The 11,544-nt window shown below is 58.9% G+C and carries 9 protein-coding genes, 1 pseudogene and 1 other annotated feature; of the genes and pseudogenes, 5 read left to right on the top strand and 5 right to left on the bottom strand.

The genetic code is table 11. The features are described from left to right. From AC0L2F_RS19040 to AC0L2F_RS19055, 4 genes and pseudogenes are all read right to left on the bottom strand, one after another. Positions 1-611: aspartate-alanine antiporter-like transporter (locus tag AC0L2F_RS19040; RefSeq protein ID WP_473249593.1), on the bottom strand; the 611-nt coding region annotated here is incomplete at its 3' end. Between the two features lie 536 nt (positions 612-1,147). Further along, entirely contained in the window at positions 1,148-1,432 is a 285-nt protein-coding gene (locus AC0L2F_RS19045) for a hypothetical protein (RefSeq protein ID WP_473249424.1), read from the bottom strand. 25 nt (positions 1,433-1,457) lie between these two features. Continuing rightward, positions 1,458-3,428 (bottom strand): methyl-accepting chemotaxis protein, encoded by a 1,971-nt coding sequence (locus AC0L2F_RS19050; RefSeq protein ID WP_473249594.1) that lies wholly within the window; start codon positions 3,426-3,428, stop codon positions 1,458-1,460. A gap of 209 nt (positions 3,429-3,637) precedes the next feature. Beyond that, a pseudogene (locus AC0L2F_RS19055) lies at positions 3,638-3,829 on the bottom strand (tyrosine-type recombinase/integrase); the annotation flags it as partial. A gap of 52 nt (positions 3,830-3,881) precedes the next feature. On the opposite strand from AC0L2F_RS19055, the gene AC0L2F_RS19060 reads away from it, so the two are divergent. The 3 genes from AC0L2F_RS19060 to AC0L2F_RS19070 all read left to right on the top strand — a co-directional run bounded on the left by AC0L2F_RS19060 (position 3,882) and on the right by AC0L2F_RS19070 (position 6,800). Next, positions 3,882-5,113, top strand: a protein-coding gene (locus tag AC0L2F_RS19060; protein WP_473249425.1) for an IS3 family transposase whose coding sequence is annotated in 2 segments (ribosomal slippage) — positions 3,882-4,173 and positions 4,173-5,113 — 1,233 coding nt in all. Because the reading frame shifts where the segments join, the coding sequence is not laid out codon by codon here. Continuing rightward, positions 4,166-4,282, top strand: a sequence feature (AL1L pseudoknot). Its footprint overlaps the gene before it by 117 nt. 388 nt (positions 5,114-5,501) lie before the next feature. Then, the gene (locus tag AC0L2F_RS19065; RefSeq protein WP_473249426.1) at positions 5,502-5,819 is read left to right on the top strand and encodes a DUF1488 family protein; all 318 of its coding nucleotides are present in this window, start codon (positions 5,502-5,504) and stop codon (positions 5,817-5,819) included. A gap of 222 nt (positions 5,820-6,041) precedes the next feature. Then, complete coding sequence (locus AC0L2F_RS19070; protein ID WP_084777531.1) at positions 6,042-6,800, top strand: outer membrane protein; 759 nt, start codon at positions 6,042-6,044, stop codon at positions 6,798-6,800. Positions 6,801-7,612: 812 nt separating this feature from the next. Here AC0L2F_RS19070 and AC0L2F_RS19075 read toward each other — a convergent pair. Then, complete coding sequence (locus tag AC0L2F_RS19075) at positions 7,613-8,365, bottom strand: hypothetical protein (RefSeq protein WP_063995468.1); 753 nt, start codon at positions 8,363-8,365, stop codon at positions 7,613-7,615. Positions 8,366-8,610: 245 nt separating this feature from the next. Here AC0L2F_RS19075 and AC0L2F_RS19080 point away from each other — a divergent pair, with 245 nt between their 5' ends. Together AC0L2F_RS19080 and AC0L2F_RS19085 are read left to right on the top strand one after the other, a co-directional pair. Continuing rightward, positions 8,611-9,090, top strand: a complete 480-nt coding sequence (locus AC0L2F_RS19080; protein ID WP_063995469.1) for a PH domain-containing protein — start codon at positions 8,611-8,613, stop codon at positions 9,088-9,090. Between the two features lie 1,421 nt (positions 9,091-10,511). Continuing rightward, positions 10,512-11,438, top strand: coding sequence for a hypothetical protein (locus tag AC0L2F_RS19085; protein ID WP_473249427.1), 927 nt, complete (start codon positions 10,512-10,514; stop codon positions 11,436-11,438). Positions 11,439-11,544 lie beyond the last annotated feature (106 nt).

Consider the following 11,544-nt stretch of genomic DNA (forward strand, 5'->3'; position numbering starts at 1 on the left):
CCACCCGAAAGCTCCGCCTCGAGCTTTGCAGCTTCCGCTTTCAGATCGATCCCCATCAATTTCGGCGCGACAAACGGCACGTACAGGAGCGTAAGTATATAGCCGAGCACGTAGGTGACGGCGTAGCCGGCGGCAATATTGGCGTCTTGCTGCTGCAGCACCTCTTTGGCCAGTCCGAGCTGGGATAGCGCCCCAGATGCGGTGCCGATGACTGACGACTGTGTCAGGGCTCCCGCAGCAAGACCGGAAGCGGTGCCGGGACCGAGCGCGAACACATGGGCAAATATGAGAACGATAATGAGGCCGGTGCCGCCAAGCACGAGTGCGAGCGCAACCTGAGCCAGGGTCCGGATGCTCAATGAGGCAAAGAACTCGGGTCCTGACCGGTAGCCGATCGTGAACACGAACAGGCTGAAGAGGATGACCCTGAGTAAGGACGGAAACGTGAAGGTGCCGAGCTGCCCGATCAGAACGGCAACGATGAGCGTGCACGCCGTGGTGCCGATCGAAAAGCCGCGGATCCGGACGCGGCCAAGAATGGTGCCGAGCGCGATCGACAGCAGCAGGAAAATTTCCGGTGCGGCTGAGATGACCCATTTCACCGTGCTCATAACGAAGGCCCTCCAGCAATCTGCGTCAAATTGGCCGCTGTATTCCCGCGACACTTGATCCAGATCAATTCTGGTCGGCGCCCTTGCTCCCTGTGTTTTTTTCGCCACCTGTCGACGACGCGCTCGCTAACGTCGGCTCTTGCCCCAAAGCCGAAGAGCACCTCAGCCGCCGTGATGTCCGCTGTCGCTAGTAAACCCGACGCCGCGATCCGCTAACGCTTGCGCACCAGTAAAGTCCAAACAGGCGACGCAACATCCCAGCCGCGAAGGCGCCCCGACAGCCGCACCTTCAGCCCGGCTTCCGTGATCCGCTCGACAACCAGATGCAGCGCTATCACGTCGCCCTCTGACAACTCCACACAGCCACGCTTCCGCGACCACACCGCGCCCGGGAAGCGAAACAAGTTCGCCTTCAGCCACCTGCCGCTGCGCTCCGACAGCGGTTGTAAGTCGACCTGAGCGCCGGCCCTAGGCCGCAGCCTGACATCTGCTCGTCGCAGCCAATTCGGAATCCAGCCCATGCGAATGACTAGCCGTTACTTTTCACGTTTGTCTAGGCGGCGTGCAACCATGGTCAGCCCGAAAAGCGATGGTCCATCGGCGTCGTCCGTCTGAATGGATTCGCCGCCGGAAGCCGAGGGCGTCCACTCTTTCAAATTAGACTGGAAGTTTACAGCCCGCGCCGAACCGGCGGCTGTTGGCCTCAGCTGAAGGCCGCTGAAAGAGGTGTGTCGTCGGCTGTCAGGGCTAAACCGGACCTCGATCAGGTTGGCGCCAACTGCCGCTTGTGAGGACCCACAGCCGACGTCCTCGTCGGCCATGGTGCTTTTTCCCCGTACCCGATGACTAGGCCGCGCGGACTGTCACAAGGAACCGGTCGACTTGCTGCTTCAGTCGATTGCTTTCCAGCGATAGGGACTGAGCGGCGGAAAGCACCTGCGTCGAAGCTGAGCCCGTTTCGCTTGCTCCCCGCTGAACGTCGCTGATGTTCGAAGAGACCAACTCGGTGCCCTGCGCCGCCTGCTGAATATTACGCGAGATCTCCTGAGTGGCCGCGCCCTGCTCCTCGACGGCGGCGGCGATGGTAGAAGAGACTTCCGAGAGCTGTTCGATAGTTCCCGAAATCGCATTGATCGCATGGACCGACTCCTCGGTCGCGGTCTGAATCCCGGATATCTGCTGACCGATTTCACCTGTAGCCTTGGCGGTTTGCTCAGCCAGTGCCTTGACCTCGGAGGCGACTACCGCAAACCCACGGCCTGCCTCGCCGGCGCGCGCAGCTTCAATGGTGGCATTAAGAGCCAGCAAGTTGGTCTGGCCGGCAATGGTGTTGATTAGATCAACGACGTCACCGATCCTGGCCGCTGCCTTCGACAACGCGCCGACCTTTTCTGTGGTCGTTCTTGCCTGATCGACCGCCTGCGAAGCCATCCGGGCTGAAGCCTGGACTTGCCGGCTGATCTCGGTCACGGACGACGACAGTTCCTCGGTTGCGGAGGCGACTGATTGTACATTGGTGGATGCTTCCTCCGAGGCCGAAGCAACGGTGGTTGCGAGGTCCTGGGCGTGTTCAGCCGTTCTTGAGAGCGTTCCTGCGGATGCTTCGAGTTCGGTCGAAGCCGACGAAACGATTTCCACAATCTCGCCAACAGCGGCTTCAAACTCGCCAGCTAGGCGATGCATGTCGGCTTTCCGCTGTTCGGCCTGACGTTTTTTGGCCTCGACCTGTTCGGCACCGAGGCGATCCGCCTCGATCATGTTCGTCTTAAAAACGTCGACCGCCCCCGCCATCTCGCCGATCTCGTCATGTCGTCCGATGCCGGGGACCGCCACTGTCATGTCGCCTCTGGCCAGCCGGACCATGGCCTGCACCATGGAGGCAATGGCCTTCGTAACAGAACGAGCAATGGTCAGCGAGATTGCTGAAACAACGACAATTGCGAGCACCAATGCAATCAGCATCCAGCGTTTCACGGCGGCCAGCGTGTCCGACTCTCGCGCCTGGGCGTCATCGTGGCGCTGCCGAACATCCTGTTCGATGGCCTCGAAGATAGGCTCGATGTTGGCATATGCCTTCGACAATGCCGAAGCTTCGGCCTTGGCGCGTTGGGCGGCCTCTGCCCACGACGCAAAGTCGTTTCTGTAGCTCTGCAGCTTGGCTGCGATCTCGGTCTTCACAGCGGTAACAAGATCAGAACCTGCGACCGTCTTGGCAAAGTCGTCCGCGCTCTTCTGGAACGACTCTACGTAGCTTGCGTCTCGGCGGAGCATGAAATCTTTCTCATGTCGTCGCATCATCAGCATGCCGCTCGTGAGCGTCTGGCTTCCCGTATCCTTCAGTCGGGCTTCGATGTCATGCACCGACCCGCGCAACGACCCGCTTAATCCGAGCTTCTCGTTCAAACCGAGCCTGATCTCTGTTTGCTGCAAGGCGGCAAATTGCTTCTGGTATTCACTGAAACCCTTGGCAAGGCTGTCGACCTTCTCTGAAAGCCCACTAAACCCGCTCGCTCGGATCATCGTCCCAAGCCGGTCTATCTGTGTCGTGATCGTCGCGCTGACTGCTGCATGGCGCTTCATGGAAGCTTCATCCCGTCGCAGCAGGAAATCCTTCTCGGCCCGGCGAGCATCCAGCATGTCACGCGCGAGCTTGTCATTGAGGTTCGACAGTAGCCGAGCCTCTTCTGCCACTTTGCGCGATCCCTCCTGCGAGGCTGCGCCTGTCAAATAGATGCCGCCGAATACGGCGAGCCCGAGCAAGCCGATGAGCCCGATCAACAGGATTTTATGACTCAAACGAAAGGAGAAAAAACCCATGATTGAACCTCTAAAAAAGGTCGCTTTAAACAGCAAAAAGTGTTTGCTTTGCTTAACTTACGGGTAATGAAAGAACGAACCGTAAAAGGGGCTGTCGCTTTTAGGCAATTAAGAAGATCCGAGCAGGCGGCGGGGCGCGCCTGACTTCGGTTGCTGGCCCGCAGCCGACTGTGAGGGCAGGGCAGAGCACGTCTGCTCTGCCCCCGAAGTCAGGCGTCAACCTGTTCTGCTATCGTGAGAGCGTCGTCGACCTCGATGCCTAGGTATCGAACGGTGCTCTCGATCTTGGTATGCCCCAGCAGGAGCTGTACGGCTCGCAGGTTGCCGGTTCGGCGATAGATCAAGGTTGCCTTGGTCCGGCGAAGCGAATGCGTCCCGAACAGGTGCGGATCCAGTCCGATATTGAACCGCCCCGGGTTTGCCGGAGGCTCCAACTCCTGAGAGGATGGAGCCATGACGAGCAAGACGCCGAACAAGTTTTCACCCGAGGTCCGGACCCGAGCGGTTCGGATGGTTCTGGATCACGCCAGCGAGCACCCGTCGCGCTGGGCGGCAGTGACGTCGATCGCGGCCAAGATCGGCTGCACGCCACAGACGCTGCATGACTGGGTCAAGAAGGCCGAGGTCGATAGCGGGCAGCGGGCCGGCGTTCCGACCGACGCGGCCGAGAAGCTGAAGGCGCTCGAACGGGAGAACCGCGAGCTTCGGCAGGCCAATGAGATCCTGCGCAAGGCAAGCGCCTATTTTGCGATGGCGGAGCTCGACCGCCGGTCCAAGCCATGATCGCCTTCATCGACGATCATCGTGGGGCGCATGGGGTCGAGCCGATCTGCAAGGTCTTGCCGATCGCCCCCTCGACCTACCACGCCCATGTGGCCAAGCGGCGCGATCCCGCTAAGCGGTCGGCGCGCGCCAGGCAGGACGCCGCGCTGAAGATCGAGGTTCGGCGCGTCTTCGATCAGAACTTCTCCGTCTACGGCGTGCGCAAGGTCTGGCGCCAGCTCAAGCGCGAAGGCTTCGATGTTGCCCGTTGCACGGTGTCGCGACTGATGCGGGACATGGGCTTGCAAGGGGTTATCCGCGGCAAATCCGTCAAGACCACGATCAGCGACAAGGCCGCGCCATGCCCGCTCGATCACGTCAAGCGCCAGTTCAAGGCGCCGAGGCCAAACGTCCTCTGGCTCTCCGACTTCACCTACGTCGCAACTTGGACCGGCTTCGTCTACGTCGCCTTCGTCATCGACGCCTATGCCCGCAGGATCGTGGGCTGGCGGGCCTCGCGCACGGCGCATGCGGGCTTCGTGCTCGATGCGCTGGAGCAAGCCCTCCATGATCGACGGCCGGTCCATCGTGGCGGGCTCGTGCACCACAGCGACAGGGGCAGCCAATACGTATCCATCAAGTACACCGAGCGCCTCGCTGAAGCAGGTGTCGAGCCTTCTGTCGGCAGCGTCGGAGATTCCTATGACAACGCTCTCGCCGAAACCATCAACGGTCTCTACAAAGCCGAGGTGATCCATCGCCGCGGACCATGGCGCAGCTTCGAGGCCGTCGAGTTCGCAACACTGGAATGGGTGGACTGGTTCAACAACCGGCGGCTCCTGGAGCCCATCGGCAACATACCGCCAGCCGAAGCCGAGCAACGCTACTACGCCATGCTGGAACAACCGGCCATGGCGGCATAACTTAAACCAAATGGCCTCCGGCAAACCCGGGGCGGTTCAATATCAACGATCCAGTGAGATAGGAGTCGGGCGTACTGGCGCGTCGTCATATGCCCACTCCGCCGCCGGCCAGTGAACCGAGTATTCTCCCGACTTCTTGCCAGTTGGAGGAGGAGCAATGTTTCCGCGTGAAGGACGCCAACGGAAGGCGTACTGCGCCGCAATACCAAGACCGGGTCAATTTCGGTGACGTCACCCGCGATCCCAGCAGGTCTCGAATTTGCAAACCGCTGAGGACATGCTTTGCTCCGTTGCTTCAAGAAGGTCAGTTGCCGCGCTTATAGATGCTCACCTGGCAGCCCACCGCGCGGTCCGCTTCACGGGTCGTTGGGAAAAGGGGACCGGGTTCATGCCGCTGAGGAGAGGAAAGGCCATTGGGTATGATGCCGACCTGATGGCGTTCAAGTTTACGATGAGGAATGGACAGCAAATTGTGCAATGCCAAATTAGCACTGCCGCGCTTAGCGACTTGGCTGATCGCCGGAGAGGCTCGAAGGGGGACTTGCTTGCTGAATTTAAGGCTCGTCGCGTGCTGATCGAAGCCATAGCGTCCGCACTGTTCGACCAATCATCCAATGAGAAAACAAGGGTGGTCAGTATTTTTTCGAAACACATTCCGACCAGCCGTTTCGGCAGACGTCATACGATAAAGCCGGGAAGTAGCTGAACGGGCGGATAGCGCCTATTCGCCGCGATCTCCGCCGAATGAGTGACCTCACTCAAAAAAATTCAAACAAATCATCAGCTTAGACGAATGCTCACTTTGGTCTTGAGTGTTGTCCATCGGATACAGGTCTTTGGGATATTTCCGCCTATCGTGCCACCATAGATCGATCGGCAGTCGTGCCAATGACCGCTTCGCCTGAAGCGCACAACAAGTGGGGATTTAATGATGAAGAAGTTTTTACTAGGCACGGTAGGCGTGCTTGCTCTCGGAATGGCTGTGCCAGCCTCGGCTGCCGACATGCCGATGAAGGCTGCGCCGGCTCCCTATGTTGCCCCGATCTACAACTGGACCGGCTTCTATATCGGCGGCAATGGCGGCTGGGCGCAGAACCACAATTGCGTGGATTTCCTTGACGCGGCTGGCGTAGCCTTCGCTTCTGGCTGCCGCGATCGGTCCGGTGGCGTCATTGGTGGCCAGCTCGGTTATCGCTGGCAATCCAGCCAGTGGGTGTTTGGTCTGGAAGCGCAGGGCGATTGGGCGGATCTCAGCAACCAGCGCGTCAGCCTCATCAATCCTGCGCTCTCAACTCGTACCAAAACCAGTGCCATTGGCCTCTTCACCGGTCAGATAGGCTACGCTTGGAATGCGTCACTGTTTTACGTGAAGGGCGGCGCGGCGGTGACGGACAACCGCTTCAGCGTCCTCGATAACGCTTTCGGCACTGAACTCGTGGCGCAAAGCGCGACCCGCTGGGGTGGCACCGTGGGTGTTGGTTGGGAGTATGGCTTCGCGCCGAATTGGTCAGCCGGTATTGAGTACGACCATCTGTTCATGGGGCACCGCAATAATTCGTTCACGGTCGCCGATCCGCGACTTGCTGCTTTCGTGAACGACCGGATCACGCAGGACGTGGACATGCTCACGGTGCGCGTGAATTACCGCTTCGGCAATTACGGCAGCCCGGTCGTCGCGAAGTACTGATCTCGCGTTATTTAGACTGCTCCAGCAAACCAGGTCGGCAGAAATGCCGGCCTTTTTGTTGGAGGGTACAAATCTAAAAAGTCCTCAGACCCGCCACCCGCAATCGAGCCCTCGGTTCGCTCTATCGCCTGCACCGGCTAATGACCCGCCGCGAACCGCGGCGGAGGATCGAAGACATGGCTCAAATCGAAAAAAACCGCGATCGATGCGGTGCGCCGAGAGCGCGAGGAAAAGTGGCGCTAGACCGGCTCACGCTTATCAGACGCATGAAAGGCAGCGCCGACGTGATGATTGCCTCGACTATACGCGTCACGCTCCCTGCGCATCAGGCCGTATGTCGACGAGAACTTCCCTTGAAAAACGGATCAAGTTTCACGGGTTCCCCGGTTTCTTTCCAGTACAGTTGTTTACCGGCGCTCGCCGCCACCGCGAGGCGGTGGTGACCGCCGATCAGCGTATGCCTCCGATGCCATCGCAACGATCTCGCCAGCTTCGTCCACGATGTTTCGCATGCGCCTTTCTTTGGCGGCCGTCGCGCGGCATCGTTGATTTGGATCATGTGAGGCAATAACAGTACCTGACCGAAATCAATTCCGGCCAACCGCCCCGGAGAGGTCCCGCCCTTGGTCCGAAACGCACGAACCGCACACGCTGGCGTTGCAGCGAAAATCCGATAGTTTAATTCGTTCCGGCGCTTTAGATGTTCGATCTGCGACGAGCAAACAACCGTTTACCCGGTGCCTGCAACAGTTCAGTCCGAGCGAACTCTTGGTGGGCTGCCATCGCTCTGAACAGGATCGTAGCGCAAAACGCTAGCGGGGTTGCGCTATGTCGGCATCCAATTCGAGGGGATCCCGCGCAGCCTCAAAGCGGGGAATAAGATCGGCAGGCAACGCTACCAGTTTTGCTGCACGGTTGATCGACGATCCGAAAACTGTGGCGGCAGCGATGTGCTTTGCGAGCCTCGTGTAGTCGGACCATATCAAGTAGAACATGAGTGGTGGCTGCTCTCCATTCGCCAACAGTTGACTGGAGCGTTCGCCAGCACCCTCAGTTAACCACCACCTGTGAGCAAGCGTGACGAGACTTCTGAAGTGACGAATAGTGCCCAACTGCTTACTTGGCTGAACGCCGGCCAATTTGGCGCAATGTGTTAGCCAATTGAGGCCAGCCAAGATAGCAATCGAAAAATCAGTCGCCGCCGTTCCAGTGAAATCGACCACGGTCTCGTCGTGAGGACGCTGGAGGAGGTAAGCGTCTATCATTTCGATTTGCCGGTCTGCATCGCTTAGTAAGTCAAAGTCGGCCCTTGGCACCATCATTACATAGCGCATCGCTTCCAGCCGGGTGTGATCCCAAACCGAGCGAACATCACCGTTCAAATCCGACAATGCCCGCTTGCACGCTGGATAGATCAGTTCGCCCTGATCGACCTCATCGAGATATCGAGGAACGTGGCGGCGCAATTCATCGAGGATAACGTGCGGTCCGAAGAAGCGGTGACCGCCCGCTTTGTAGTCGGAATGTTTCCTGAGCCGCTTTCTGGGTTGCCACCAATCAAACAAGTGCCTTGCCTCCCAGCCAGGCGAAGGAATCGGGAGCAAACCCTGATAACCGCTACCGCCATCGGCAATCCAAACGAATAGCAATCAACCCTCAGCTCGCTCCGGCCCTTTGCGGGGGATCGTTGCGGCTCTCGTATGAACCGCAGCTTCCGGGCGCGGTCGATCGAAGGCTTGAGATAAATCAAGGTCCCGATCGGCTCAAAGGGCGCAAGGTGCTGCGGTGGCGGGTTAACTCAGGGTCCGTTATGGCGCGGTATATCGACAAGATTATACAGCCCGGCGAACGGTTGCTGTATTCGACCAACGAACACTGGATGTACTTTCTGCCCGCAATCGCTGCGTGGATCGTGGTGGTCGCATTTTTGGTGCTGTGGCGCTTCTTTACTTCCGACGTGCTGGCTTCGGTTTGCTTGGCCTTCGCGGCGGTAGCTGGGCTTGCGGCTTTGTACTGGACGGCGACGGCTTGGTTTCACCGCTGGACCACCGAGACCGACGTGACCAACATGCGGGTTGTCCACAAGACAGGTTTCATCAAGCGGGACACCTTTGAGATGAGCCTCGACAAAGTTGAGAGTGTCGATGTCAAACAGAGCATTCTTGGCCGCTTCATGGACTACGGCGACCTCACCATTCAGGGTGTCGGCGAAGGCACGCGAACCATTACCACCATCACGGCGCCGCTCGCGTTTCGCAACGCCATCACGACAAGGCCGGTTGGTACGTGAACCAAGGCATGGTGTGACAGCCGCCTGGCCTCACGGCAAAGCATTGCCGGCCAGCCGTCAATGCCGCCGACCTGAACGCACCAAGCCGCTGAACTGGCGAAGATCAAGGTCAGGGTGACTTCGGCAGCTACCAGCAATCATAAGCGGGTGTTACCTCTGACCATTCCGATCCCAACATTCCGCCCCCGGGGAAGCCCCGCTAGGCATTTCGCCTCGATGTCTGCGGGGAAATGAATAACCGGCACCAGTACCTGCTCGAATCAAATCTCGGCCTACACCCCCCGGAGTGCACCCGATCATCCGCCATCGTGCGAACATCCAGAGGCTTTTTGCAGGAGTGGACCCGCGTCCGGGTCAAAACCGCCCGGTTGAAGAAGCGAAAGCGCAGGGTTTAGCACAGGCGTCATGAAGGACCTCTTCTGGCCCTAAGCGGAAGTGCGGATGGAAACGTGTCACGTCGACTGTCAGAGGCAAACCGGACGCCGAGCCCGCTTTAAGTTCACCGCCGCCTCCCCCGTTGCAGACGTTCTCGGAGGGATCAGGCGATGCCACATGGTGCGCCCGTGCGCTTTGCTCAAAGGACAGCGCAAAGGCCCGGTTTGATGGGGTTCTCTCCGGGCCTCTGGCTCCGCTTCGTCGCACGCCGGTTCGGGATCGAGAACCGTCACAGACGAGACGCCGGCAACGAATACAACCACAGCCTGAGTCGGATGGTGAAATTGAGGCGCAAACAGCGCCGCGTATGCACGGCGGTCCGCGTTGGCCTGGGGAGCACCTCAGAGCGACAAGACAAGCAGTGCCACCAGCACGAGGTTGAACGTGCCTAACACTAGCACGGCGACATCAAAAACGCGGGTCAAACTGATCATAGTGTCCCCCGATACACGCCGACCGGGTAAAATAGTTGAACTGCCACGAGAGGAGGTCTATGCGGTTTGTGCCTCAGCACCCGATGATGGAAGGCTCCCCACGCAGACTGCAACTGAATCGATGGGGAAGGTCGCCTGAGGAGCCGAGTCCATTTATCCCAACCCCGCTGAAGAAGCCGGACTAGTTAAGAACCCTTGATCCATCTCAAGTCTTGGGACCAAGTGCGACGTCAGCTTGGCCGTTCATTGCTCTTCGAGGGGGTGAGAATGATCAGGTTGATTGCAATTGGCGCGCTCGCTCTGTCTCTCGCGGTGTCGGCGCAAGCTACCCCCGTTGCTCCCGTGCTCGCGCAGCCGGACAGCATGATCACGGAAATCGCTGCTGCCTGCGGCGCGGGCAGAACTCGGGTGAACGGTGTTTGCGTGGCACGAACAACCGTCCGGCAAACCCGTCGAGCCGTCCGCAGATGTGCGACCGGAATGACCTGCTAGCGTGGTCTCCCGGTCAGCGTAGCTGATTAGCCCACAAAACGCGTCTCGACCGGTAGTGCCGTGGCCAATGAGCAAAGCCCAGCATGGATTGAAGAGCGCCGCGTGCGCGGTGCACTGGACGACGTGATCATCGTTCCACTTGCTTTGATAGCGATCGCCGCGAACAAGATCCTGCGTTTCACTATCGCGTTTTTAATGCGATTGCTCGACTATACTTTCCCTCTGGTCATGGAGATTGTCCGGCTTCCGCTTTTCGCGGCCAGGGTTCTGGGTAACCTGATCGTCGCTGTCACGGCCGGTGCGCTGGGCATCCTTCCGCTATCCGAGGCGAGGCGTCGAAAGTGGATCGTGTCAATGCGCCGTCGCTGGTCGTGGCTCCGGCGCAGAATTAGCTATCGGGCGTTCGAGCGAACCCTGCACGTTGCCTTTGCCAAAGGTATGGCGTGGGTGTTTCGAAAATGTCGTCATCTCACCCCGAACACCGCATTGCTTGTAATCCTGGCTGCGGTAGTGTGGCTTCCAATCTCTTTCGGCGTCGCGACAGTGATGCATGCGGTATTGTTTGCCAAATTAGCCTCTTGGCCAGCCTGGATGCAGCTTTTGCATCCGTTGGCTACGGTGATCGCTAAGAGCAAGCTTCTGGTATTGCCGGTGTATCCGGCAGCGTGGCCGCAAGCGAAGAAAAGTTCGTTCGCTCGGCTCATGGGTAGCTCTTACGAAAGCATCCAGCGTCAGTACGTCATTAAAAAGCTAGGTTACCGTTATCGACAGGCCGATACGGTCGGCCTCGCACTGTTTCGCGGGTTGATGCGCTCAGCCTGTTTTGCGTCGCTCGCTGGATGGCTTCGCAACGCGCACGTGGCCGAACATCTTGGCGTGGAAAGACCCACGCAGAAGTTGCGTTCGTTCTTCTCTCGGTGGTCGATCAAGTTTTCGGCCGAATACTACGAAGCACAGGAACGGCAAGCTTCGAATGTCCCGCGATAGCAGCAAGTCAACAGTGACAGGATAAGAGCCGGTAAGTCCATTGGATCAACGTCTCAGAGCCACCGGCACCCAAGTGAGACTTGGCTTGACACAGACGTCGGAGGAA

Source organism: Bradyrhizobium sp. Ken64, assembly GCF_055807555.1.